The 25,473-nt window shown below is 61.4% G+C and carries 19 protein-coding genes and 3 tRNA genes; 13 read left to right on the top strand and 9 right to left on the bottom strand.

Going from position 1 to position 25,473, the window contains the following annotated elements; all coding sequences use genetic code 11:
- Positions 1 to 199: 199 nt before the first annotated feature.
- The 9 genes from GYB81_RS12150 (at position 200) to GYB81_RS12110 (ending at position 9,094) form a co-directional block, all read left to right on the top strand.
- Positions 200 to 276 (top strand) — tRNA-Arg (locus GYB81_RS12150).
- 38 nt (positions 277 to 314) lie between these two features.
- A tRNA-His gene (locus GYB81_RS12145) sits at positions 315 to 390 on the top strand.
- Between the two features lie 55 nt (positions 391 to 445).
- Positions 446 to 530, top strand: a tRNA-Leu gene (locus GYB81_RS12140).
- 127 nt (positions 531 to 657) lie between these two features.
- Positions 658 to 1,968, top strand: a complete 1,311-nt coding sequence (tig, locus tag GYB81_RS12135; RefSeq protein WP_161865421.1) for a trigger factor — start codon at positions 658 to 660, stop codon at positions 1,966 to 1,968.
- Positions 1,969 to 2,062: 94 nt separating this feature from the next.
- Positions 2,063 to 2,704, top strand: coding sequence for an ATP-dependent Clp endopeptidase proteolytic subunit ClpP (gene clpP, locus GYB81_RS12130; RefSeq protein ID WP_161865422.1), 642 nt, complete (start codon positions 2,063 to 2,065; stop codon positions 2,702 to 2,704).
- A gap of 107 nt (positions 2,705 to 2,811) precedes the next feature.
- Complete coding sequence (gene clpX, locus GYB81_RS12125) at positions 2,812 to 4,092, top strand: ATP-dependent Clp protease ATP-binding subunit ClpX (protein ID WP_090428603.1); 1,281 nt, start codon at positions 2,812 to 2,814, stop codon at positions 4,090 to 4,092.
- 153 nt (positions 4,093 to 4,245) lie between these two features.
- Entirely contained in the window at positions 4,246 to 6,642 is a 2,397-nt protein-coding gene (gene lon / locus GYB81_RS12120; protein ID WP_161865423.1) for an endopeptidase La, read from the top strand.
- A gap of 135 nt (positions 6,643 to 6,777) precedes the next feature.
- The gene (gene hupB / locus GYB81_RS12115) at positions 6,778 to 7,050 is read left to right on the top strand and encodes a nucleoid-associated protein HU-beta (RefSeq protein WP_003239952.1); all 273 of its coding nucleotides are present in this window, start codon (positions 6,778 to 6,780) and stop codon (positions 7,048 to 7,050) included.
- A 196-nt stretch (positions 7,051 to 7,246) separates the two neighbouring features.
- Positions 7,247 to 9,094 (top strand): SurA N-terminal domain-containing protein, encoded by a 1,848-nt coding sequence (locus GYB81_RS12110; protein WP_161865424.1) that lies wholly within the window; start codon positions 7,247 to 7,249, stop codon positions 9,092 to 9,094.
- Positions 9,095 to 9,148: 54 nt separating this feature from the next.
- On the opposite strand, the gene GYB81_RS12105 is transcribed toward GYB81_RS12110, so the two are convergent.
- The 7 genes from GYB81_RS12105 to GYB81_RS12075 all read right to left on the bottom strand — a co-directional run bounded on the left by GYB81_RS12105 (position 9,149) and on the right by GYB81_RS12075 (position 19,126).
- Positions 9,149 to 10,696, bottom strand: a complete 1,548-nt coding sequence (locus GYB81_RS12105) for a phospholipase D family protein (protein WP_161865425.1) — start codon at positions 10,694 to 10,696, stop codon at positions 9,149 to 9,151.
- Positions 10,697 to 10,920: 224 nt separating this feature from the next.
- Positions 10,921 to 11,715 carry an enoyl-ACP reductase FabI gene (fabI, locus tag GYB81_RS12100; RefSeq protein WP_024308006.1) on the bottom strand — a complete coding sequence of 265 codons (795 nt, stop codon included), beginning with the start codon at positions 11,713 to 11,715 and terminating at the stop codon, positions 10,921 to 10,923.
- Positions 11,716 to 11,742: 27 nt separating this feature from the next.
- Positions 11,743 to 13,356: an ABC transporter ATP-binding protein gene (locus tag GYB81_RS12095; protein ID WP_161865426.1), complete on the bottom strand. Its 1,614-nt coding sequence runs from the start codon at positions 13,354 to 13,356 to the stop codon at positions 11,743 to 11,745.
- 1 nt (position 13,357) lies between these two features.
- Positions 13,358 to 14,377 (bottom strand): ABC transporter permease, encoded by a 1,020-nt coding sequence (locus GYB81_RS12090; RefSeq protein ID WP_161865427.1) that lies wholly within the window; start codon positions 14,375 to 14,377, stop codon positions 13,358 to 13,360.
- Between the two features lie 2 nt (positions 14,378 to 14,379).
- Entirely contained in the window at positions 14,380 to 15,453 is a 1,074-nt protein-coding gene (locus GYB81_RS12085; RefSeq protein WP_161865428.1) for a microcin C ABC transporter permease YejB, read from the bottom strand.
- On the bottom strand, positions 15,453 to 17,300 hold the full coding sequence (locus GYB81_RS12080) for an extracellular solute-binding protein (protein WP_161897828.1): 1,848 nt from the start codon (positions 17,298 to 17,300) through the stop codon (positions 15,453 to 15,455). The genes GYB81_RS12085 and GYB81_RS12080 overlap by 1 nt, the downstream gene beginning before the upstream one ends.
- Positions 17,297 to 19,126 carry an extracellular solute-binding protein gene (locus GYB81_RS12075; protein ID WP_161865430.1) on the bottom strand — a complete coding sequence of 610 codons (1,830 nt, stop codon included), beginning with the start codon at positions 19,124 to 19,126 and terminating at the stop codon, positions 17,297 to 17,299. Before GYB81_RS12075 ends, GYB81_RS12080 begins: the two co-directional genes overlap by 4 nt.
- A 168-nt stretch (positions 19,127 to 19,294) precedes the next feature.
- Between GYB81_RS12075 and GYB81_RS12070 the strand changes: the two genes are divergently transcribed.
- Positions 19,295 to 20,716: an HDOD domain-containing protein gene (locus GYB81_RS12070; RefSeq protein WP_438810709.1), complete on the top strand. Its 1,422-nt coding sequence runs from the start codon at positions 19,295 to 19,297 to the stop codon at positions 20,714 to 20,716.
- Here the strand turns inward: GYB81_RS12070 and GYB81_RS12065 are convergent, their stop codons facing one another.
- Positions 20,717 to 22,291 carry a LysM peptidoglycan-binding domain-containing protein gene (locus GYB81_RS12065; RefSeq protein WP_161865432.1) on the bottom strand — a complete coding sequence of 525 codons (1,575 nt, stop codon included), beginning with the start codon at positions 22,289 to 22,291 and terminating at the stop codon, positions 20,717 to 20,719. It abuts the gene before it with no gap.
- A gap of 136 nt (positions 22,292 to 22,427) precedes the next feature.
- Positions 22,428 to 23,201: a hydroxyacylglutathione hydrolase gene (gene gloB / locus GYB81_RS12060; RefSeq protein ID WP_161865433.1), complete on the bottom strand. Its 774-nt coding sequence runs from the start codon at positions 23,199 to 23,201 to the stop codon at positions 22,428 to 22,430.
- Positions 23,202 to 23,273: 72 nt separating this feature from the next.
- Between gloB and GYB81_RS12055 the strand changes: the two genes are divergently transcribed.
- The 3 genes from GYB81_RS12055 to dnaQ all read left to right on the top strand — a co-directional run bounded on the left by GYB81_RS12055 (position 23,274) and on the right by dnaQ (position 25,359).
- The gene (locus GYB81_RS12055; RefSeq protein ID WP_161865434.1) at positions 23,274 to 24,032 is read left to right on the top strand and encodes a class I SAM-dependent methyltransferase; all 759 of its coding nucleotides are present in this window, start codon (positions 23,274 to 23,276) and stop codon (positions 24,030 to 24,032) included.
- 41 nt (positions 24,033 to 24,073) lie between these two features.
- Positions 24,074 to 24,526 carry a ribonuclease HI gene (gene rnhA, locus GYB81_RS12050; RefSeq protein ID WP_161865435.1) on the top strand — a complete coding sequence of 151 codons (453 nt, stop codon included), beginning with the start codon at positions 24,074 to 24,076 and terminating at the stop codon, positions 24,524 to 24,526.
- A 74-nt stretch (positions 24,527 to 24,600) separates the two neighbouring features.
- Positions 24,601 to 25,359 (top strand): DNA polymerase III subunit epsilon, encoded by a 759-nt coding sequence (dnaQ, locus tag GYB81_RS12045; protein WP_161865436.1) that lies wholly within the window; start codon positions 24,601 to 24,603, stop codon positions 25,357 to 25,359.
- Positions 25,360 to 25,473 lie beyond the last annotated feature (114 nt).

Genomic DNA, 25,473 nt, shown 5'->3' with positions numbered 1-25,473 from the left:
GGCGCCTGCGGTCGATTTCGCGTAACTCCTTTATATCGCTGAACTTTTTTGAAAATTTATGTTGACGGGGTTCGGGGGCGTCTATAACATTCGCCCCGCTTCTCAGGAACAGCCACTCGCTGGGTGAGACGGCAAAAGCCAGGCCCTGGTGGCGTGGTCGAAGCCGAAAGCTTCTCAGTCTGCTTTTGCGGATGGATAAGCGCCCGTAGCTCAGCTGGATAGAGCATCCGCCTTCTAAGTGGATGGTCGCAGGTTCGAGTCCTGCCGGGTGCGCCATTTGGCGGTCAGGCAATTTGAGTAAGCAACGTAATATGGTGGGCGTAGCTCAGTTGGTAGAGCACAGGATTGTGGCTCCTGGTGTCGTGGGTTCGATTCCCATCGTCCACCCCATATTCCAAAGCGCCAGGCCCAAAGCCTGGCGTTTTTGTTTTAAGCTTCAAACCACGCGGACGTGGTGAAATTGGTAGACACACCAGATTTAGGTTCTGGCGCCGCAAGGTGTGAGAGTTCGAGTCTCTCCGTCCGCACCATCTTACAAATCCCCCCGCATTGCCGCCTGCTTCTAGGGTGACTTCTTAATATTGACCCTCTAGAATGCTTGGCCTTGAATTCGGGGCCGGTTCGAGCCGGCTTTTGTCTGTGCAACGAGGAATATCCATGCAAGTTTCTGTTGAAAGCACTTCTGCTCTTGAGCGCCGCATGACCGTCGGCGTCCCCGTCGAGCGCATCGAGACCGAAGTCAACAAGCGTCTGCAGCAGACTGCCCGTCGTGCCAAGGTTCCTGGCTTCCGTCCTGGCAAGGTGCCGATGAGCGTCATTCGTCAGCGTTACGAAGACGCCGCTCGTCAGGAAGCGCTGGGCGACCTGATCCAGGCGACCTTCTACGAAGCCGTGGTCGAGCAGAAGCTGAACCCGGCTGGCGCTCCGGCTGTCGAGCCGAAGTCCTTCGAGAAGGGCAAGGACCTGGAATACGTCGCCACTTTCGAAGTGTTCCCCGAGTTCGAGGTTTCCGGTTTCGACTCCATCGCCATCGAGCGTCTGCAGGCTGACGTGGCTGACAGCGATGTCGACAACATGCTGGACATCCTGCGCAAGCAGAACACCCGTTTCGAAGCTGTCGAGCGTGCTGCCGAGAATGGCGATCAGCTGAACATCGACTTCGTCGGCAAGATCGACGGCGAGGCCTTCGCTGGCGGCAGCGCCAAGGGCACTCAGCTGGTGCTGGGCTCCGGCCGCATGATTCCGGGCTTCGAAGATGCCCTGGTCGGTGCCAAGGCCGGTGAAGAGCGCGTGATCAACCCGACCTTCCCCGAGGATTATCAGAACCTCGACCTGGCTGGCAAAACCGCCGAGTTCACCGTGACCGTGAACAGCGTTTCCGCGCCGCAGCTGCCTGAGCTGAACGACGAGTTCTTCGCCCTGTTCGGTATCAAGGAAGGCGGCCTGGAAGGCTTCCGTGCCGAAGTTCGCAAGAATATGGAGCGCGAGCTGCGTCAGGCCATCAAGTCCAAGGTCAAGAATCAGGTAATGGACGGCCTGCTGGCCGCCAACCCGGTCGAAGTGCCGAAGGCGCTGATCGGCAACGAAGTCAACCGTCTGCGCGTGCAGGCCGTTCAGCAGTTCGGCGGCAACATCAAGCCTGACCAACTGCCGGCCGAGCTGTTCGAAGAGCAGGCCAAGCGCCGCGTCGTACTGGGTCTGATCGTCGCCGAGGTGGTCAAGCAGTTCGACCTGAAGCCTGACGAAGCCCGCGTTCGCGAGCTGATCGAGGAGATGGCTTCGGCTTACCAGGAGCCTGAGCAGGTCGTGGCCTGGTACTACAAGAACGATCAGCAGATGAACGAAGTACGTTCGGTTGTACTGGAAGAGCAAGTTGTAGATACTGTCTTGCAGAAGGCCAACGTGACCGATAAAGCGGTTTCCTACGAAGACGCAGTCAAGCCGGCGGAAGCTCCTAAAGCCGACTGATCTGGTAACCTCGTTCGAGTACACCACCATAAGCCAGCCTCCGTGCTGGCTTATGCGTATTTGAGACATGACTATTAGGGAGTGAGCGCAAGACATGTCCCGCAATCCTTTTATGCAAAACATGCCTGAAATCCAGGCCGCTGGCGGCCTGGTGCCGATGGTCATCGAGCAGTCCGCTCGTGGCGAGCGTGCCTATGACATCTACTCGCGCCTGCTCAAGGAGCGTGTGATCTTCGTGGTCGGCCAGGTCGAGGACTACATGGCCAACCTGATCTGCGCCCAGTTGCTGTTCCTGGAAGCAGAGAACCCGGACAAGGATATTCACCTTTATATCAATTCGCCGGGTGGCTCGGTCACCGCTGGCATGGCGATCTACGACACCATGCAGTTCATCAAGGCGGACGTGTCCACCACCTGCATCGGTCAAGCCTGCAGCATGGGCGCTTTCCTGCTGGCCGGCGGCGCCAAGGGCAAGCGTTTCTGCCTGCCTAACTCGCGTGTGATGATTCACCAGCCGCTGGGCGGCTTCCAGGGTCAGGCTTCGGATATCGAAATCCATGCCAAGGAAATTCTGTTCATTCGTGAGCGTCTGAACGAACTGCTGGCTCATCACACTGGTCAGAGCCTGGAAACCATCGAGCGCGACACCAACCGCGACAATTTCATGAGCGCTTCGCGCGCGGTGGAATACGGTCTGGTCGATGCCGTGCACGAAAAGCGTCACATGCCGGTCTAGATGAGGCATCGGCAGCGGGCTTCCTTCACTGACGCGAGCTGCGCCCTTGAAAATGCCCGCATTTGCCTTCATCTTGTGTTTCAAGCCTACCGTATTGGATTGATCGAATGACTGACACCCGTAACGGTGAGGACAACGGCAAACTGCTTTATTGCTCCTTCTGCGGCAAAAGCCAGCATGAAGTGCGCAAGTTGATCGCCGGTCCTTCCGTCTTCATCTGCGACGAATGCGTCGACCTGTGCAACGACATCATCCGCGAGGAGGTGCAGGAAGCCCAGGCCGAGAGCAACGCGCACAAACTCCCGGCACCCAAGGAAATCAGTGCCATCCTCGATCAGTACGTGATCGGGCAGGAGCGCGCCAAGAAGGTGCTGTCGGTAGCGGTGTACAACCACTACAAGCGTCTGAACCAGCGCGACAAGAAAGACGATGTCGAACTGGGCAAGAGCAACATCCTGCTGATCGGTCCGACCGGTTCGGGCAAGACGCTGCTGGCCGAAACGCTGGCGCGCCTGCTCAACGTGCCGTTCACCATTGCCGATGCCACCACCCTGACCGAAGCTGGTTACGTGGGTGAGGACGTCGAAAACATCATTCAAAAGCTGCTGCAGAAGTGCGATTACGATGTCGAGAAGGCCCAGATGGGTATCGTCTACATCGACGAAATCGACAAGATCTCGCGCAAATCCGACAACCCTTCGATCACCCGTGACGTCTCTGGCGAAGGCGTGCAGCAGGCGCTGCTGAAGCTGATCGAGGGCACTGTTGCCTCGGTTCCGCCGCAAGGTGGGCGCAAGCATCCGCAGCAGGAGTTCCTGCAGGTCGACACGCGCAACATCCTGTTCATCTGCGGCGGTGCCTTTGCAGGCCTGGAAAAAGTCATCCAGGCGCGTTCGACCAAGGGCGGCATCGGTTTTGGTGCTGAAGTACGCAGCAAGCAAGAAGGCAAGAAGATCGGCGAGTCTCTGCGTGAGGTCGAGCCGGATGATCTGGTCAAATTCGGTCTGATCCCCGAGTTCGTCGGTCGCCTGCCGGTGATCGCGACGCTGGAGGAACTGGACGAGGCGGCTCTGGTGCAGATTCTCACAGAGCCGAAGAACGCGCTGACCAAGCAATACGCCAAGCTGTTCGAGATGGAAGGCGTGGATCTGGAGTTCCGCTCCGATGCGCTGAAGTCCGTGGCGCAGAAGGCGCTGGAGCGCAAGACCGGTGCACGTGGTTTGCGTTCGATTCTTGAGGGCATTCTGCTCGATACCATGTACGAGATCCCGTCCCAGCAGGACGTGAGCAAGGTGGTGATCGACGAGAGCGTCATCGAGGGTTCGTCCAAGCCGCTGCTGATCTACGAGAACAGCGAGCCGCCAGCGAAGGCCGCGCCAGACGCCTGAAGGCTGTTACACGATGCAAAGAAGGGGCCCTTTGGGCCCCTTCGCTTTTCGGGACTTTACGCTTGTTTTTTGCGGGAGCTACCCCCATCTTAAAAGCCAAGGGTAATCCCGCCTGTTTACGGCCTTATGGGCCGCCGCTGCTGAGCCGAAATCATGAAAACAACCATCGAATTGCCTCTCCTGCCATTGCGCGATGTAGTGGTCTATCCGCACATGGTCATCCCGCTTTTCGTCGGGCGTGAGAAATCCATCGAGGCCCTCGAGGCAGCGATGACGGGCGACAAGCAGATTCTGCTGGTGGCCCAGAAGAACCCGGCCGTCGATGACCCGGATGATCAGGATCTGTATCGCGTGGGCACCGTTGCCACTGTCCTGCAGCTGCTCAAGCTGCCCGACGGTACCGTCAAGGTATTGGTCGAGGGTGAGCAGCGCGGCTCTATCGAGCGTTTCATCGAGCTCGACGATCATTGCCGTGCCGAGGTGCAGCTGATCGAGGAGGGCGAGACCGCCGAGCGCGAGTCGGAAGTCTTTACGCGCAGCCTGCTCAGCCAGTTCGAGCAGTACGTGCAACTGGGCAAGAAGGTACCGGCCGAAGTGCTGTCTTCGCTCAACAGTATCGATGAGCCCAGTCGTCTGGTCGACACCATGGCTGCGCACATGGCGCTGAAGATCGAGCAGAAGCAGGAAATTCTCGAAATCACCTCGCTGTCTGCTCGCGTCGAGCACGTACTGGCGTTGCTGGATGCCGAGATCGACCTGTTGCAGGTGGAGAAGCGTATCCGCGGCCGGGTGAAGAAACAGATGGAGCGCAGTCAGCGCGAGTACTACCTGAATGAGCAGATGAAGGCCATTCAGAAGGAACTGGGCGACATCGACGAAGGCCACAACGAGATCGACGAGCTGAAGAAGCGCATCGACAATGCCGGCCTGACCAAGGAGGCGCTGACCAAGGCCAATGCCGAGCTGAACAAGCTCAAGCAGATGTCGCCAATGTCCGCCGAAGCCACCGTGGTGCGTTCCTACATCGATTGGCTGGTCAACGTGCCGTGGAAGGCGGAGAGCAAGGTGCGCCTGGATCTGGCGCGCGCCGAGAGCATCCTCGATGCCGACCATTACGGTCTGGAAGAGGTCAAGGAGCGCATCCTCGAGTATCTCGCCGTGCAGAAGCGGGTGAAGAAGCTCAAAGGGCCTGTGCTGTGCCTGGTCGGCCCGCCCGGTGTGGGCAAGACCTCGCTGGCCGAATCCATCGCCACTGCCACCAACCGCAAGTTCGTGCGTATGGCGCTGGGGGGCGTGCGTGACGAGGCCGAGATTCGTGGCCACCGTCGCACCTATATCGGCTCGATGCCGGGCCGTCTGATCCAGAAGATGACCAAGGTCGGCGTGCGCAACCCGCTGTTCTTGCTCGACGAGATCGACAAGATGGGCCAGGACATGCGCGGCGATCCTGCGTCCGCGCTGCTGGAAGTCCTCGATCCGGAGCAGAACCACAACTTCAACGATCACTACCTGGAGGTCGATTACGACCTGTCGGACGTGATGTTCCTCTGCACCGCCAACTCGATGAACATTCCCGGCCCGCTGCTGGACCGCATGGAGGTCATCCGTCTGCCTGGCTACACCGAGGACGAGAAGGTCAACATCGCCATCAAGTACCTGGCGCCGAAGCAGACGCAGGCCAACGGTCTGAAGAAGGGTGAGCTGGAGTTCGATGAAGCGGCCATCCGCGACATCATCCGTTACTACACGCGCGAGGCGGGTGTGCGCAGCCTGGAGCGGCAGATCGCCAAGGTTTGCCGCAAGGCGGTTAAGGAGCATGTGCGCGAGAAGCGTTTCCAGGTCACGGTCACTGCCGATTCGCTGGAGCACTTCCTGGGTGTGCGCAAACATCGCTACGGGCTCGCCGAACAGCAGGACCAGATCGGCCAGGTGACCGGCTTGGCCTGGACTCAGGTAGGCGGCGAACTGCTGACTATCGAGACGGCCGTGGTGCCCGGTAAGGGCGTGCTGATCAAGACCGGCTCGCTGGGTGATGTCATGGCAGAGTCGATGACCGCCGCCATGACGGTGGTGCGCAGTCGTGCCAAGAGTTTGGGAATTCCCGCCGATTTCAACGAGAAACGCGACGTTCACATCCATATGCCTGAAGGTGCCACGCCGAAGGATGGCCCGAGTGCGGGTATCGGTCTGTGCACGGCGCTGGTCTCGGCGCTGACGCAGATTCCAGTGCGTGCCGACGTAGCCATGACCGGTGAAATCACTCTGCGGGGTCAGGTGTTGGCCATCGGCGGTCTCAAGGAAAAACTTCTGGCGGCTCATCGGGGGGGTATCAAGACTGTGATCATTCCCGAAGAAAATGTCCGCGACCTGAAAGAAATTCCTGAAAATATTAAGCAGGACTTGCAGATTAAACCGGTTAAATGGATTGACGAGGTCCTGCAAATTGCGCTGCAATACGCCCCGGAGCCCTTGCCCGATGCGGCTCCCGAGATGGTTGCAACGGATGACAAGCGCGAGTCTGATTCCAAGGAGCGAATCAGCACGCATTAGCCGGGGGGCTTCCTTGACACAATTTTTGAGCCCTTGTTATAAAGCGGCTTTTATTGTGTCGGCAGGCCATCCAGCACCCGCTTTGCTTACACTAAAAATCAAGAAACAAACTAAACAGAAATAAGGGGACTTAGAGTGAACAAGTCGGAACTGATCGATGCCATCGCTGCATCTGCTGATATCCCGAAAGCTGTTGCTGGCCGCGCGCTGGATGCAGTGATCGAATCCGTCACTGGCGCCCTGAAGGCTGGTGATTCCGTCGTACTGGTTGGCTTCGGCACCTTCGCTGTCAAAGAGCGTGCTGCTCGCACCGGCCGCAACCCGCAGACCGGCAAGCCGATCAGCATCGCTGCTGCCAAGATCCCGGGCTTCAAAGCTGGCAAGGCCCTGAAAGACGCCGTCAACTAAGCGTCTTCCGGGTTTGCCTCGCCGTCAGGCTCAGTCTGGCGGCTGTTAGGAGGCAGGGCAGGAAGTCGGAGATTTTCTGCACTGACCGCTTAACGCGTTACGAGAAGGCGCATCCAAGGATGCGCCTTTCTTCTATCTGGACATATTTACCCACACTGCGCGGCTGGTGACTCTGTACAGTCGTTCTGGGGGAAGCATGCTGCAAAACATCAGGGACAATTCACGCGGTTGGATTGCCAAAATCATTATCGGCCTCATCGTCATGCTGATGGCCTTTACCGGTTTCGAAGCCATCGTCACGGGGACCAGCAACCGCAACAATGCGGCTGACGTCAACGGTGACACCATTACCCTCAACGAGCTCAATCAGGCCGTTGAAATGCAGCGTCGTCAGCTTCTGCAGCAACTGGGCCGCGATTTCGACGCCTCGCTGCTCGATGAGAAGCTGCTGCGTGAGGCTTCGCTCAAGGGTTTGATCGAGCGCAAGCTGCTGCTGCAGGCAGCTGATGACGCCGGCTTTGCCTTCTCGCAAGGCTCGCTGGATCAGGTGATCCTGCAGACTCCCGAATTTCAGGTTGATGGCCGCTTCGATGCCGCGCGCTTCGATCAGGTCATCCGCCAGATGGGCTACACGCGCCTGCAGTTCCGCCAGATGCTGGAAGAGGAGATGCTGATCGGCCAGCTGCGTGCCGGTATCGGCGCCAGCAGCTTCGTCACCGAGCAGCAAGCGCGTGCCTTCGCCAACCTCGAGCGTCAGACCCGCGATTTCGCCAGCCTCACCCTCAAGGCCGACCCAGCCGCGATCGAGCTGAGTGACAGCGATGTTCAGGCCTATTACGACGAGCACGCCAGCGAGTTCATGAGCCCCGAGCGGGTGGTGCTGGAGTATGTCCAACTGGAAAAGGACAGCTTCTTCGATCAGGTCGAGGTCAGCGATGAAGACCTGAAGCCTCTGTACGAGAGCGAAATCGCCAATCTGGCCGAGCAGCGTCAGGCTGCCCACATCCTCATCGAAGGCGATGGCGAAGCCGCACGCAGCAAGATCGAGGAGATCAAGAAGCGTGTCGATGCAGGCGAAGATTTCGCCGCGCTGGCCAAGGAGTTCTCGCAGGATCCGGGCTCTGCCGCCGATGGTGGTGATCTTGGCTACGCCGGTCCTGGCGTTTACGACCCGGCCTTCGAGGAGGCGCTGTATGCGCTGCAGCAGGGCCAGGTTTCCGAGCCGGTGAAAAGCGAGTTCGGTTGGCATCTGATCAAGCTGCTGGGTGTCCAGGCGCCGGAAGTACCAAGCTTTGACAGCCTCAAGGACAAGCTGGCGCGTGACTTCAAGGCGCAGCAGGTCGAACAGCGTTTCGTCGAGGCGACCAAGCAGCTGGAAGACGCCGCGTTCGAAGCATCTGACCTGGCTCAGCCGGCTCAGGAACTGGGACTTGAGATCAAGACCAGCGAGGCTTTCGGTCGTGAAGGCGGAGCTACCGGCATCACCGCCAATCGTCAGGTGCTGCAGGCTGCCTTCAGCCCCGAGGTGCTGGAGGACGGCACCAACAGCTCGACCATCGAACTGGACCCGAGCAACGTGGTAGTCGTGCGCGTGAAAGAGCACAACAAGCCCGAGCAGTTGCCACTGGAGCAGGTTGCCGAGAGCATTCGCGGTCATCTGCAGCAGGAGCGCGCCGCTGCTGCCGCCAAGGCTGAAGGTGAGAAGCAACTGGCCGCTGCCCAGGCAGGTGAAACTGCAGGAGCCGACTGGCAGGTGCACGAAGCAGCTACTCGCAGCCAGGACGGCCTCGAGCCGAAGGTGCTGCAGGCACTGTTCCGCATGCCCAAGCCAGCCAAGGCCGGTGAGCCGACCTTCGCCGGTGTGACGCTGAACAATGGCGACTACGTCGTGCTGCGTCTCGATGGCGTGAACGTGCCCGAAGAAGCGCTGGCTGAAGAGGAACTCGCCATGTACCGCAACTTCCTGGCTTCGCGCGCCGGCCAGCAGGACTTTGCGGCGCTGCGTAAGCAGCTTGAAGCCAAGGCCGACATCGAGCGTTTCTGATCGCTGATCGCTAGCCGAGAGCCCCGCCAAGTGCGGGGCTTTCTCTTTCCGGGGTCATAATAGCCATTCGATGGGCAGCCACGAGAGCAGGTGAATGCCCAGGCGTTTGAGTAGGCCCGTGCCGGGCTCGCTATCGAATCGCCGTTGCTCGCCATCAACGCGCTGCAGCCAGTAGATTCGGTCGTGTTCGTCCAGGCCCAGTTCATAGGCATTGGCCGGGATATCGGTTTCGAATGCCTGGCCAATGGCCGCAGCCAGTTTTGGACTTTCGATTAGAAAGCCCAGCTCCGTATTCAGGCGAGCGGAGCGTGGATCGAAATTGAATGAGCCGATGAATACGCGCTGGCCATCGAGGGCGAAGGTCTTCGCATGCAGGCTGGAGCCGGAGCTGCCGAACGGCCCTGCGGTTTCTCGGTGTCCTTCGTCGTCCGCACCCAGGCGCATTTCATAGAGTCTGACGCCGCCTTCGAGCAGCGCGCGGCGGCGTTTGGCGTAGCCGGCATGTACAGGCGTCACGTCAGTCGCTTCCAGGGCATTGGTCAGGATGCGCACTTCAACACCGCGCTTCACCAGTGCGGTGAAGATATCGACACCGGTTTGCGTTGGGACGAAGTAGGGTGAGACAAGATCGACCCGTGCTTCAGGGATATCGAGCATCTCGCCCAGGTGGCCGATCAGCAGCTCGCCGTCACTGGCATGACCCAGACCCTTGGCCGGATCATCGCTGACCAGCGTTGTCTCGCTCCATTCGAAGCTCAATTGATTGTTCAGCAAACCCTGGATGAATTCGCTTTCCTGCAGGGTCTTTACATAACCGCTGGCTGCGGGCGAACTGGAAAGGTCGGCAGCGAGGTCGTGGAGCGGCTGTGGGGCGTTGCGGCTGCGGGGCACGATCAGCTCCAGCGGGTAGCTGGAATCGCTGGCCCAGTAGCGATCGAAGTCTGCCGAGGTATCGGCCACCACCGGGCCGATGGCCAATACATCCAGGTCGGCGAAGAGCACGCCCTCACTGGCTTCGAAGTACTCGTCGCCAATATTGCGCCCGCCGATGATGGTGGCCTGGTTGTCCACGGTGAACGATTTGTTGTGCATGCGCCGGTTGGCACGGGGAAAGTGTGTCAGATACCCCAGCACCTTGGCCTGGCGCAGGGAGAAGGGATTGAACAGCCGGACTTCGATGTTGGGGTGACGGTCGAGTGTGCTAAGTGTCTGATCGAGGCCGGCGATGCCGTTGTCGTCCAGTAGCAGGCGGACGCGGACGCCTCGTTCAGCAGCCCTGAGCAGTGCATCGAGCAGCAGGGTACCGGTAATGTCATTACGCCAGATGTAATACTGAACGTCGAGGCTGCGCTCGGCCGCCTCGACCAGGAGCATGCGCGCGGCAAAGGCATCGCGTGCCGCTGCCAGCGTGAGGATGCCGGATAGGCCGGGGTGGGCATCGCGTTCGCTGCCCAGGGCTTGCCCCAGCGTGGTATCGGCCGTTTCGGCCTGGGTGAAGGCCTGGCTCTCGGTACGGCCATCCAGCGGTGGCAGGGCGCAGCCGACCACGAGGCTGCATAGCGCGCAGATCAGGCAGGCTCGCCATCTGTTTGTCGGGATCATTGACCCATCTCGGTTCCAGGCTTCCAAGCTAGGACAACGCCAACCTTGAAGCGTGCCGAGTAGTGGTGGCGTTTCGGTTCGGTCGAAGGCCGACAAACTCCAGAAACGACAACGCCGCACTTCCTGAGGAAGGTGCGGCGTTGTGGATTCAGCCACGATCAAGCCGTGCTGAAGGTATCGGGCCTCGCCTGCTGTTCTGCCTGCGAGGCCCTGGTGAGTTCAACTCAGTCTTCCATGGCGCCCATGGCGGTGGTGTTGAAGCCGCCGTCGACGTACATGATCTCGCCGCTGATGCCCGAGGCCAGGTCGGAGCAGAGGAAGGCGCCGGCATTGCCGACTTCCTCGATGGTGACGTTACGGCGCAGCGGCGTCTGTTTCTCGTTGGCCGCCAGCATCTTGCGGAAGCTGGCGATGCCGCTGGCAGCCAGGGTGCGGATCGGGCCGGCGGAGATGGCGTTGACGCGAGTGCCTTCCGGGCCGAGGCTGCCGGCCAGGTAGCGCACGCCAGCTTCCAGGCTGGCCTTGGCCATGCCCATGACGTTGTAGTTGGGCATGGTGCGCTCGGCACCCAGGTAGGAGAGGGTGAGCAGGCTGCCGTTGCGGCCCTTCATCATCTCGCGACCGGCCTTGGCCAGGGCGACGAAGCTGTAGGCGCTGATGTCATGGGCGATCTTGAAGCCTTCACGGGTGGTCACTTCGGTGAAGTCGCCATTGAGCTGGTCGCCCGGGGCGAAGCCGACCGAGTGGACGATGCAGTCCAGGCCGTCCCACTTCTTGCTCAGCGCTTCGAATACAGCGGCGATTTCCTCGTCGCTGGCCACATCGCAAGGGAAGCACAGGTCGGCGCTGGAGCCCCAGCCCGCGGCGAACTCTTCGACGCGGCCCTTGAGCTTCTCGTTCTGGTAGGTGAAAGCCAGCTCGGCACCTTCGCGGTGCATGGCGGCGGCGATACCCGAGGCGATGGACAGTTTGCTGGCGACGCCAACGATGAGTACGCGCTTACCGGTTAGAAAACCCATTGTGCTATTCCTCTTCCTGTTCAAGGATCAGTGAGCCGTTGCCGGGGCCAGAAAAGCGGCTTCCAGCAACTGCTGCGTATAAGGGTGTTGCGGGGCGCTGAAGATCGACTCGGCAGACCCCTGTTCGACTACCTGGCCCTGCTTGACCACCATCAGCTGGTGGCTCAGCGCTCTGACTACCGCCAGGTCATGGCTGATAAACAGATAGGTCAGGTTGTACTTGGCCTGCAAGCCGCGCAACAACTCCACCACCTGACGCTGAACCGTGCGGTCGAGCGCCGAGGTGGGCTCGTCCAGCAGAATCAGCGCCGGTTTCAACACCAGTGCCCGGGCAATGGCAATCCGCTGCCGTTGCCCGCCGGAAAACTCGTGGGGGTAGCGGTGCCGCGTCTGCGGATCCAGCCCTACCTCCAAAAGTGCGTCGATGATCGCCTGTTCCTGCTCCGCCTCGTTGCCCATGCCGTGTATGCGCAGACCTTCACCGACGATCTGGCTCACCGACATGCGTGGGCTCAGGCTGCCGAAGGGATCCTGAAACACCACCTGCATCTGCCTGCGCAGCGGGCGTACTTCCTGCTGGCTCAGGCCCTGCAGCTGCTGGCCCTGGAAGCGGATATCACCGCGACTGGCAAGCAGTCGCAGAATGGCCATGCCCAGGGTGGACTTGCCGGAACCACTTTCACCGACGATGCCCAGGGTCTGGCCCTGAGGCAGGCTGAAGTTGATGCCGTCCACCGCTTTGACATGATCCACCGTCCGGCGCAGTAGACCCTTCTTGATCGGGAACCACACGCGCAGGTCGTCCACTTCCAGCAATGGCTGGCCTGCGGGGTTGGCCGCAGGTTCGCCACTGGGCTCGGCGCCGAGCAGTTCCTGGGTATAGGGATGCTCTGGCGCCTGGAACAATTGTTCACACGACGCCTGTTCGACGATGCGACCGCGCTGCATGACACATACGCGATGGGCAATTCTGCGAACCAGGTTGAGATCGTGGCTGATCAGCAGCAGCGACATGCCCAGGCGTGCCTGCAGATCCTTGAGCAATTCGAGGATTTTCAGCTGAACCGTGACATCCAGTGCGGTGGTCGGCTCGTCGGCAATCAGCAGTTGCGGTTCGTTGGCCAGGGCCATGGCGATCATCACGCGCTGCCGTTGGCCGCCGGAAAGTTCGTGCGGGTAGGCCTTCAGGCGCTTCTTCGGCTCCGGAATGCCGACCAGCTCCAGCAACTCCAGGGTACGCGTGCTGGCAGCCTTGCCGCGCAAACCCTTGTGCAGGGCGAGCACCTCGTTGATCTGCTTCTCGATGGTATGCAGCGGGTTGAGCGAGGTCATCGGCTCCTGAAAGACCATGGCGATGCGGTTGCCACGAATGCCGCGCAGACGGCCCTCGCCGAGCTTGAGCAGGTTTTCGCCAGCGTACTCGATGCTGCCATGCGGATGACGTGCCAGCGGGTAGGGCAGAAGGCGCAGGATCGAGTGCGCGGTGACCGATTTGCCTGAGCCGCTTTCGCCGACCAGGGCCAATGTCTCGCCTTTGCGGATGTCGAAGCTGACCCCTTCGACCACGCGCTGGCAGTTCTCGCCCGTGACGAACTCGACGGCCAGGTCGCGAACTTGCAGCAGGGTTTCGTTCTGGCTCATGTCATTTCCTCGGATCGAAGGCATCGCGGGCGGCTTCGCCGATGAACACCAGCAGGCTCAGCATGATCGCCAGTACGGCGAAGGCGCTGATGCCCAGCCAGGGCGCCTGCAGGTTGCTCTTGCCCTGGGCGACCAACTCGCCGAGCGAGGGGGCGCCGGGTGGCAGGCCGAAGCCGAGGAAGTCCAGGGCGGTCAGGGTGCCGATGGCGCCGGTGAGGATGAAGGGCATGAAGGTCATGGTCGAGACCATGGCATTGGGCAGGATATGGCGGAACATGATCGCGCCGTTGCCCATGCCCAGCGCCCGCGCCGCACGTACATATTCGAGGTTGCGGCCGCGAAGGAATTCGGCGCGCACCACGTCCACCAGACTCATCCACGAGAACAGCAGCATAATGCCCAGCAGCCACCAGAAGTTCGGTTGTACGAAGCTGGCGAGGATGATCAGCAGGTAGAGCACCGGCAGGCCCGACCAGATTTCCAGGAAGCGCTGGCCGAGCAGGTCGACCCAGCCGCCATAGAAACCTTGCAGCGCGCCGGCGATCACGCCGATCACCGAACTGGCCAGAGTCAGGGTCAGGGCGAACAGCACCGAGATGCGAAAGCCGTAGATCACCCGTGCCAGCACGTCGCGACCCTGATCGTCGGTTCCCAGCCAGTTTTGCGCCGAAGGCGGCGCTGGAGCGGGCACCTCCAGGTCGTAGTTGATGCTCGAATAACTGAAGGGAATCGGCGGCCAGATCATTCGGCCGTCCTTCGCCGCGATCAGGTCCTGTATGTAGGGGCTCTTGTAGTTGGCCTGCAGCGGGAATTCACCGCCGAACACCGTTTCCGGGTAGCGCTTGAGCACCGGGAAATACCACTGGCCGTCGTAACGCACGGCCAGCGGCTTGTCGTTGGCGATCAGTTCGGCACCCAGGCTCAGGCCGAACAGGATGAGGAACAGCCACAGCGACCACCAGCCGCGTTTGTGCGCCTTGAAACGATCGAGGCGGCGTCGGTTGAGCGGGGAGAGTTTCATGCTCAACCCTCCCGACTTTCGAAGTCGATGCGCGGATCGACCAGGGTGTAGGTAATGTCACCGATCAATTTCACGACCAGTCCCAGCAAGGTGAAGATGAAGAGGGTGCCGAACACCACCGGATAGTCACGGTTGATCGCCGCCTCGAAGCTCATCAGGCCCAGGCCGTCGAGGGAGAAGATCACTTCGATCAGCAGCGAGCCGGTGAAGAAAATGCCGATGAAGGCGGCCGGGAAGCCGGCGATGATCAGCAGCATGGCGTTGCGAAACACATGGCCGTAGAGCACGCGGTGGTTGGTCAGGCCCTTGGCCCGGGCGGTGACCACGTACTGTTTGTTGATCTCGTCGAGGAAGCTGTTCTTGGTCAGCAGGGTCAGGGTGGCGAAGTTGCCGATGACCAGCGCCGTGACCGGCAGCACCAGGTGCCAGAGGTAGTCGAGAATCTTGCCGCCGAGGCTGAGCTCCTCGAAGTTGTTCGAGGTAAGCCCGCGCAAGGGGAACCAGTCCCAGTAGCTGCCGCCGGCGAACAGCACGATCAGCAGGATGGCGAACAGGAAGGCCGGGATGGCGTAGCCGATGATGATCGCCGAGCTGGTCCAGACGTCGAAGGCGCTGCCGTGGCGCGTGGCCTTGGCGATGCCCAATGGGATGGAGACCAGATACATAATCAGGGTGCTCCACAGGCCGAGCGAGATCGATACCGGCATCTTCTCGATGATCAGATCGATCACCTGGGCATCGCGAAAGAAGCTGGAGCCGAAATCCAGCTGGGCGTAGTTCTTGAGCATGATCCAGAAGCGTTCCGGCGCCGACTTGTCGAAGCCGTACATCTTCTCGATTTCCTCGATCAGCTTGGGGTCGAGGCCCTGCGCGCCGCGATAGTTGGAGCCGGCAACGGAAACCTCGGCGCCGCCACCGGCGATACGGCTGGTGGCGCCATCGAAGCCTTCGAGCTTGGCGATCATCTGCTCCACCGGGCCGCCGGGGGCAGCCTGAATGATGACGAAGTTGATGACCAGGATGCCGAACAGGGTCGGAATGATCAGCAGCAAACGACGAAGAATATAGGCCAGCATTATTGCGTTGCCTCTTCGGTCGCCTGTTGCTGGGCTTCGCTTGGCTCTTCGAGGCCCGGGCGCACCCACCAGGTGTGCAGGCCGATATCGTAGAGCGGCGTCACTTTCGGATGCTCGAAACGGTTCCAGTAGGCGACGCGCCAGGTCTTGATATGCCAGTTGGGGATCACGTAGTAGCCCCACAGCAATACGCGGTCCAGCGCGCGGGTATGGGCGATCAGGTCCTGTCGCGAGTCGGCATTGATCAGCGCTTCGACGATCTGGTCGATGGCCGGGTCCTTGAGGCCAATGTAGTTGCGGCTGCCGGGGTTGTCGGCGCTGGAGGAGTGCCAATATTCGCGCTGCTCGTTGCCGGGCGAGTTGGACTGGCCGAAGCCACCGACGATCATGTCGAAATCACGCGAGCGCAGCCGGTTGATGTATTGCGAAACGTCGACGCGGCGAATCACCATCTCGATGCCGAGGTCGGCCAGATTGCGTTTGAAGGGCAGCAGAACGCGCTCGAACTCGGTCTGTGCCAGCAGGAATTCGAAGCTCACCGGTTGGCCATTGGCGTCGAGCATGCGATCGCCTTCGATGCGCCAGCCCGCCTGTTGCAGCAACTGATAGGCACGGCGCTGCTGTTCGCGAATGATGCCGCTGCCGTCGGTGACCGGTACGCGGAATTCCTCGCTGAACACCTCGGCCGGGATCTTGCCGCGCAGCGGCTCAAGAATCGCCAGCTCGTCTTCACCGGGAAGTCCGCGCGAACCCAGCTCGGAGTTGTCGAAGTAGCTGCGGGTGCGGAAGTAGGCGCCGTTGAACAGGCGCTTGTTGGCCCATTCGAAGTCGTACAGCAGGCCCAGCGCCTCACGTACGCGGCGATCCTGAAACTGTGGCCGGCGGGTGTTGAAGATGAAACCCTGCATGCCGGTCGGGTTGCGGTTCTGAATCTCTTCCTTGATCAACTGGCCGTTGGCGACTGCCGGGGTGTTGTAGGCGGTGGCCCAGTTCTTCGCGCTGGTTTCCAGCCAGTAGTCGAACTGGCCGGCCTTCAGCGCCTCCAGTGCTACGGTGTTGTCGCGGTAGTAGTCGATCTGGATGGTGTCGAAGTTGTAGAAGCCACGACTTACCGGCAGGTCCTTGGCCCACCAGTCCTTGACCCGCTCGTAGCGGATGCTGCGTCCGGCCTGGACGCGGCCGACCCTGTAAGGGCCGCTGCCCAGAGGTGCTTCGAGATTGCCCTTGGCGAAGTCGCGTTCGGCCCACCAGTGCTTGGGCAGCACCGGTAATTGGCCGACGATCAGCGGCAGTTCGCGGTTGCCGGCATGCTTGAACACGAAGCGCACGCTGTGCGGCGACTCCACTTCCACCTGCTCGACGTCGGCGTAATAGCCGCGATACATCGGCGCACCTTTCTCCATCAGGGTGTCAAAGGTGAATTTGACGTCCTCGGCGGTGATCGGCGTGCCGTCGTGAAAACGCGCTTCCTTGCGTAACAGGAAACGCACCCAGGCGTTGTCAGGCGCCTTTTCGATCTTCTCTGCCACCAGGCCATAGGCGCTGAACGGCTCGTCCATGCTCTGCACGGTCAGGGTGTCATAGATCAGACCGATCTGGTCGGCGGCCACCCCTTTGCTGATAAAGGGGTTCAGGCTGTCGAAATCGCCGAAACCCGCTTCGCGGAATGTGCCGCCCTTGGGCGCGTCGGGGTTGGTGTATTCGAAGTGGGTGAAGTCGGCGGGATACTTGGGCGGCTCATCGTAGAGGGTGGCGGCGTGCTTGGGGGCGGCGAGGGCGAGGCCGGCAAGGCCGAGCAGGATGAGGCTGCTACCATGAAGCAGGAAACTGCGCAGCGGGTGGGTCATCGAGCGTTCTCCGTGGGCTTCAGCCACCAGGTACGCAAGCCCAGGGTATAGGGCGGCGTGGTGACGAAGGCGAACCGGTTGCGGTACGCCAGGCGGTGATAATTGATATACCAGTTGGGAATGCTGTAGTGCTGCCAGAGCAGAACCCGATCCAGGGCGCGGGTGGCGGCGATCTGTTCGTCGCGGGTCTGCGCCGAGAGCAGCTTGTTGATCATCTCATCGACCACAGGGTCGTTGACGCCGGCGTAATTCTTGCCGCCCTTGACGTTCACCTGGCTGGAGTGGAAGTACAGTGACTGCTCCAGGCCTGGGCTGAGGGTTTGCGGCAGGGTCAGCAGAATCATGTCGTAGTCGAACTGATCGAGGCGTTGCTTGTATTGCGCGCGGTCGACAGTGCGCAGGTTGGCGCTTATGCCGAGGCTGGCGAGGTTGGCGACGTAAGGCTGGAGGATGCGTTCAAGGCTGGGGTTGACCAGCATGATCTCGAACTCCAGGCGCTGACCGCGCGCATTGCGCAGCTCCTGGCCGGAGGGCTTCCAGCCGGCGTCGGCCAATAGACCGAGGGCGCGGCGCAAGGTTTCCCGGGGGATGCCGCGGCCATCGGTTACCGGTTGTGTCGGTGCCTCGGTGAACAGGCGTGCCGGCAGCTTGTCGCGGTGTGGCGAAAGCAGCAGCCATTCGGCGCCTTCGGGCTTGCCGGTGGCCGAGAATTCGCTGTTGGGGTAGTAGCTGGCCGCGCGCACGTAGGCGTTGTTGAACAGGGTGCGGTTGGTCCACTCGAAATCGAACATCAGCCCCAGCGCCTCGCGCACACGGCGGTCGCTGAACAGGGCGCGGCGGGTGTTCATGAACAGCGCCTGGGTCTGCGTCGGGATCTGGTGTGGTATTTCGGCGCGGACCACATCGCCGCGGGTCACGGCCGGGAAGCGATAGCCGTTGCTCCAGTTCTTCGCCTGATTCTCTATATAGAAGTCGAATTCGCCGGCCTTGAAGGCCTCGAAGGCGACATGGTTGTCGCGGTAGAACTCCACTTCGACGCGGTCGAAGTTGTACTTGCCACGATTGACCGGCAGGTCCTTGCCCCACCAGTCCTTGACCCGCTCGAACACCAGGCGTCGGCCCGGTACCACCTGGACGATGCGATAGGGACCGCTGCCCAGCGGGGCCTCGAAGGTGGTGCTCTTGAAGTCGCGATCCTTCCAGTAGTGCTGCGGCAGCACCGGCAGTTCGCCCAGGCGCAGGATCAGCAGTGGATTGCCGGCGCGCTTGAAAACGAAACGGATGCGGTGACGACCGAGGATGTCGACGCGCTTCACTTCCTGCAGATGGGTGCGGTACTGCGGATGGCCGTCATTGCGCAGCAGGCGATAGGAGAAGGCCACATCGTAGGCCGTGATCGGCTTGCCATCGTGAAAGCGCGCTTCCGGGCGCAGGTTGAACACCACCCAGCTGCGATCCTCGCTGTACTCGACGCTCCTGGCGATCAGGCCATAGCTGGAGGCGGGCTCGTCGCCTGACGGGTCGTAGGCGCCGGTGCCGACCATCAGGGGTTCGTTCAGCTCGTTGGCACCGTATTGCAGAAAGTGCGCGGTCGAGATCGGGCTGCTGCCCTTGAGCGTGTAGGGGTTGAGCGTATCGAAAGTGCCGGACGCCATGATGCGCAACGTGCCGCCTTTGGGCGCGTCGGGGTTGACCCAGTCGAAATGACTGAAGCTGGCAGGGTACTTGAGTGTCCCGAACTGGGCGTAGCCGTGGCTCTCGCTGATAGTCGCAGAGGCGGGAAAGCTCAAGGCCAGGCTGAGGAACAGCAGGAGGAGGGGACGCATCGGGCGTGAGATCCGATCCTTGGCGGCGTTTGGGCTTCTGGGGCCGTACAGTAACAGCTTGTCTGGGCAGGAAAAAGAGCGCGGTGGCGGGTGAGCAGTAGCGGCACATTGGCATACACTTCACAGACACGCCATGAGGGTACGAAATTGTCGGAACGAAGCCATGGTCTGCAGTCATGGATCGATCGCCTGAACCAAGCAGAACTGCCCGCACTGGCTGCCGTGGTGCAGGATCTGCAGCGCCTTGCGCAGCAGGATTCTGCCTCGGTGCAGCAACTCGCCGATGTGTTGCTGCGTGATGCAGCGCTGACCAGCAAGGTGCTGCGGGTCGGCAACAGCGTCTACTACAACCCGTCCCAGGAAACCATCAAGACCATCTCGCGCGCCATCGTGTTGATCGGCTTCGATAACGTGCGTCTGATCGGGCTGTCGGTCAGCCTGATCGACGGACTGCTCACCCGCGCTCCGCGTGAGCAGTTGCAGGAGTTGCTCGCACGCTCCTTCCACGCGGCCGTGCAGGCGCGCAACATCGCCGGGTACGTGCTTTCCAGGCATGCCGAGGAAGTGTTCATCGCCGCCTTGCTCCATCATCTGGGCGAGCTGGCGTTCTGGGGCTGTGGCGGCGAGCAGGCGGACGAGCTGGCCGCTGCTCTGGCGCAGCCCGGAATAGAAGTCGAGGAGGCGGTACGCGAGGTGCTGGGCACCAGCTTCCGTCAATTGACCCAAGGGCTGGTGAAGAGCTGGAACCTCGGCGAGACGGTCAGCCTCGCCCATACCGGTACCAACCAGCATGATCCGGCGGCGTATGCCGTGCAGCTGGGCGTGCGTATCAGCGAGGCCGCGTTGCAGGGCTGGGAGTCGCCAGAGATGGAAGCCGTGCTGGCGAAGATGGCGGCATTCGTCGACCTCAGCGCCGAGGACGCGCTGCAGCAGGTGCTGGCCAGTGCCGAGGAGGCGGTCAAGGTGGCCTCCACCTTCGGCGCCAGCAAGCTGTGCCGGCTGATTCCCAATACCGACCCCGAGCAGATCCGCCTGCAGCAGGAAGAGCGCAAGGCGCGCCTGTTGCAGCCTGACTTGCTGGTGATGCAGCAGGCGCTGCAGGACCTCGGTCTGATGATCAGTGCGCGGGCCGACGTCGGCCTGGTGCTCGATACCCTGCTCAAGGGCTTGCACCGGGGCGCAGGGCTGGAACGGGTAATGCTCACGGTGCTGGCCGATGGGCAAAGTCGCTTTCGCGCCAAGCGCGTGATTGGCGACAAGAGCGAGCAGTGGCTGCAGGATTTCGTCTTGCCGGCCGAGCAGGCGGAGCAGCCGCACATCTTCAGCTATGCGCTGCGCCATCGTGAAGCGATCTGGATGGGCGTGCCTGCCAGCTACAATCTCGCCGAGCTGGTGACCCAGCCGATCCGCCGCAGTCTGGGCAATGGCATGTTCTTCATCGCGCCGATCATCGCCGGCACGCGGGAAATCGGTGTGCTGTACGCCGACAGCAGACTGTCCGGGCGGGCGCTACGGCATGAGCAATTCGTTGCTTTTCAGCGCTTCACCCAGCTGACGGGGCGCTGCCTGGAAGCCATCAGCAAGCGCTGATCAGGGCAGATAGAGAGTCAGCATCTGCCCGGGGCGCAGCGTGCTGCTGCGCGGGTTCCAGGCCTGCAGGCGTTTGAGATCGATCTTGAAGCGTTTGGCGATCTCGTACAGCGAGTCGCCGCTCTGTACGCGATAGTAGGTGGCCTTGTCCCGCGACTTGGTGCTGCTGCGCGTTGTGGCGGCAACCTGAGGGGCGCTGTCAGCTACTGCCAGAGTCAGCACCTGGCCGACTTTCAGCTGATTGCCTTGCAGTTTGTTCCAGCGTTTCAGGTCATGCACGGCAACCTGGTGGGCACGCGCGATCTGCCAGAGATTGTCGCCATTCTTCACCCGGTAGGTGCGGTTGGCGGTGCTCTGTGCAGTGCTGCGCTGCTGATATAGCGGCTCGCTCGGCACCGTACCAGGCTTGGCCGGTATGGTCAGCACCTGGCCGATGCGCAAGTTGTTGCTGCTCAGACGATTGACGTCCTTGAGCATGTTGACCGACAGGTGATGACGGTTGGCGATGGCATGCAGGCTGTCGCCGGAGCGCACGGTGTAGCTCTGCCAGTCGACCAGTTCCTGCGGTTTCATCAGCGCGAGGTTGGCGCTCAGCAGCTCGGCTTTCTCGGTCGGCACCAGCAGATGCTGCGGGCCGTCGAGGGTGATGCCGCGCTTGTAGGCGGGATTGAGCTGCAGCAGTTCCTGTTCATCCAGATCGGCCAGTTTGGCGACGCGGGCCAGGTCCATGTGCTGCTTGATCGCGATCTGCTCGAAATAGGGCTCGTTGGCGATGGGTGAAAGGCTGACGCCGTAGGCCTCCGGCGTCAGTATCACCTGCGAAAGGGCGAGCAGCTTGGGCACGTAGTCCTCGGTTTCCTTGGGCAGCGACAGGTTCCAGTAGTCGCTGGGCAGGCCAAGCTTCTCGTTGCGCTCGATGGCGCGGCTGACACGACCCTCGCCGGCATTGTAGGCGGCCAGGGCCAGCAGCCAGTCGCCGTTGAACATTTCGTGCAGGCGACTCAGGTAGTTGAGCGCAGCCTCGGTCGAGGCGGTGACATCGCGGCGGCCGTCATACCAGTTGGTCTGACGCAGGTTGAAGTGACGACCGGTGGAGGGAATGAATTGCCAGAGGCCGACTGCATGGGCAGGCGAGTAGGCCTGCGGATCGTAGGCGCTCTCGATCACCGGCAGCAGAGCGAGCTCCATCGGCATGTCGCGCTCTGCCAGACGTTCGACGATGTAGTGAATATAAGGCGCGCTGCGCTCGCTGACGGTGTCGACGTGTTTCGGGTTGCTGGCGTACCACAGGCGTACGCGTTCGATGCGCGGGTTGATGCCGATTTCATCCTGCAACTTGAAGCCGTCGCGCATGCGTTCCCAGATATCACCGTACTCACGCGGCTTGATCTGGCTGCTGAGCCACTCCGGCTCACGCTCCAGGCCCACGGCGCGGGACGTGTCAGTCGCGCGCTCCGGGGTATCGCTGGGCAGGCTCTGACAGCCGGCCAGGGTTACGCTACACATCACCGCGAGCGCTCGAGCGCTTCGCACCAATGCCTTTATATTCAATGGCTTGCGTGATGGTAAAGGCATTGGGTGAGGTGGCTGTCCCGGCAAAAAGGTCGGGCGATTCTAGGAACCGAAGCGGGGGTGGTCAAGTTTTCGCCAGCCTTTTGTGACCTGCATCCCTATCACTCGGACGTGCGCTGGCGAGGTTCAAAAAAAGGGCTCAGAAGCTGTCTTTCCAAGCCCGCAGGCAGGCGAAGACCGCGCTCGGTTCGCCAGGCAGTCCGTTTTCGCGTCCTTTTGCCGCAGCGATGATCGAAGGCTCGCTCACCCGCAAAAAGGGGTTGGTCGCCAGTTCCAGCCCGATGTTCGACGGTACGCTGATGCGGCCTTCTTCGCGCCAGCGGGTCACTTCGGCCAGGCGTTCGCTCAGGCGTACATTGCCTGGCTCGACGGCATGGGCGAAACGCAGGTTGCTCAGGGTGTATTCGTGGGTGCAGTACACTTGCGTGCTGGTGGGCAGCGCCGCCAGGCGGCTCAGTGACTGGTGCATCTGCTGCGGTGTGCCTTCGAACAGGCGACCGCAGCCACCTGCGAACAGGGTGTCACCGCAGAACAGCAGATTCTGCTCGCCATGGTAGTAGGCGATATGGCCGAGGGTATGGCCTGGCACCGCCATGATCTGGAAGCGCAGACCGAGCACCTCGATCTCGTCGTTGTCGTTCAGGTCGAGGTCGCGCGCCGGAATCTTTTCCGCGGCCGGGCCGGCGACACGTGCGCCAGTGGCGTTCTTCAGCGTCTCGACGCCGCCGACATGATCGAAGTGATGATGGGTGATCAGGATATCGCTGAGCTGCCACTGCGGGTGAGCCTGCAGCCAGGCCTGTACCGGCGCCGCATCACCGGGGTCGACCACGGCGCAACGCTTGCTGCCGGGATCCTGCAGCAGCCAGATATAGTTGTCATTGAAGGCGGGCAGCGCGTCGATCTGAATCATTACGGGTCGCTAAGCTGGTGATAAAGGTGCATCTTAGGCAGGACATGCAGAACCTGTCATGTGGAGGCAGCGATGACTGATCAGGCATTCGCCCAGGCCGACCCGGAGTGGCTCAAGCTTATCGGCGAGGCACGCGACTGGCTTGCCGGGCCACTCGGGCAGCTGTTGCTCGAGCAGGAGCGACGCTTGCTGGAGGAGGAGCTGGCACGTTTCTTCGGTGGTTATCTGGTGAGCTTCGGGCCTGGCGCCGAAGGCCCGCCCACGGCCGGACAGATCCAGCACAACGTTCGCCTCGGCGCGCCGATGCCGGGTGTGCAGATCGTCTGCGAGGAACAATCCTGGCCTCTGGGCGAGCACGCTGCCGATGTGGTGGTACTGCAGCACGGCCTGGATTTCAGCCTGTCGCCCCATGGTCTGCTGCGCGAGGCTGCCCGTAGCGTCAGGCCGGGCGGGCATCTGTTGATCCTGGGTATACACCCCTGGAGCGCCTGGGGCGTACGTCGACTGTTTGCGCAAGATGGCCTGGCCAGGGCGCGTTGCATCGCGCCGAGCCGCGTCGGTGACTGGCTGAGCTTGCTGGGTTTCGCGTTGGAGAAACGTCGCTTCGGGTGCTATCGTCCGCCGCTCGCTTCGCTGGCCTGGCAAATGCGCTTGCGGCGAATGGAGAGCTGGGGCGATGCCTGGCAGTTGCCGGGTGCCGGCTTCTACCTGTTGGTAGCGCGCAAACTGGTGGTCGGCCTGCGCCCCTTGCGGCAATCGCGGCGCGAGCCAATGGGCAAGCTGCTGCCGATGCCGGTGGCCAAGATCAGCCGGCGTGATGCCGACAACTGAAGGCCATGCCCCGGCCCGTCAATTCTGTACAGAGTTTATGAATGTCCGAAACCGATGAAGTGGTGATCTACACCGACGGCGCCTGCAAGGGCAATCCTGGCCCCGGAGGCTGGGGGGCGCTGCTGGTTTATAAAGGTGTGGAAAAGGAGCTGTGGGGCGGTGATCCCAGTACCACCAACAACCGCATGGAGCTGATGGCGGCGATCGCCGGCCTGATCGCACTGACCAGGCCCTGCTCGGTCAAGCTGGTTACCGACTCGCAGTACGTGATGAAGGGCATCCAGGAATGGTTGCCGAACTGGAAGAAGCGTGGCTGGAAAACGGCTTCGAAAGAGCCGGTAAAAAATGCCGACCTCTGGCAGAAGCTGGATGAAGAAGTCAATCGTCATCAGGTGAGTTGGCAATGGGTGCGTGGCCATACCGGCCACCCCGGCAACGAGCGAGCGGACCAGTTGGCCAACCGTGGGGTCGATGAGGTGCGTTCGACTCGCTGAGCCGTAACCGGCCAGCTGAGTTAATATGCCGCGCTTGAATGTGCGACAACCCGAATAGTTGAGAGAGGCAAGGCGTGACAACCGAGAATACCGTCAAGCGCTATGTGGTGCTGGATACCGAAACCACGGGTATGCCGGTCACCGACGGGCACCGCATCATCGAGATCGGTTGTGTCGAGTTGTTGGGGCGTCGCCTGACCGGGCGTCATTTCCACGTCTATCTCAACCCTGATCGCGAGATCGATGAAGGCGCCATCGCGGTTCACGGCATCACCAACGAGTTCGTAGCCGACAAGCCGCGCTTCAGAGACGTGGCGGATGAATTCTACGAGTTCATCAATGGCGCCCAGCTGATCATCCACAACGCGGCGTTCGATGTTGGCTTCATCAACAACGAGTTCGCCCTGCTGGGGCAAAGCGAGCGTGCCGACGTCAGCGATTACTGCTCGGTGCTCGATACCCTGATGATGGCGCGCGAGCGCCATCCGGGGCAGCGCAACAGCCTCGATGCACTGTGCAAGCGTTACGGCGTCGACAACTCCAACCGCGAACTGCACGGCGCCTTGCTCGACTCGGAGATTCTCGCCGACGTCTACCTGGCGATGACCGGTGGGCAGACCAATCTGTCCCTGGCTGGTGATGGTGCTGATGGCGATGGCAGCGGGCGTCAGCAGGCCACGCCGATTCGCCGCCTGGATCCTTCGCGCCCACGTACCCGCGTCATTCGTGCCAGCGAGGAGGAGCTCGCGGCGCATCTGGCGCGTCTGGCGGTGATCGAGAAGGCCGCTGGCGGCCCATCGCTGTGGGCACAGTTGGAAAATGCGCCGGAATAACCGAACAGCGCAATTGCGACCTTTTGTTATAGCGTGATGCACAGGGGGTTCCGCCGATCAGGGCGAGCCTCTAACCTGAAGTGATGGGCAGGCCAGGCCTGCCAGCCTTCAGGA

Origin of the sequence: Pseudomonas yangonensis (assembly GCF_009932725.1) — a bacterium.
GTDB lineage: Bacteria > Pseudomonadota > Gammaproteobacteria > Pseudomonadales > Pseudomonadaceae > Aquipseudomonas > Aquipseudomonas yangonensis.
Note: the sequence above shows the minus strand (reverse complement) of the source record. Positions and strands in the feature narration are given on the sequence as shown.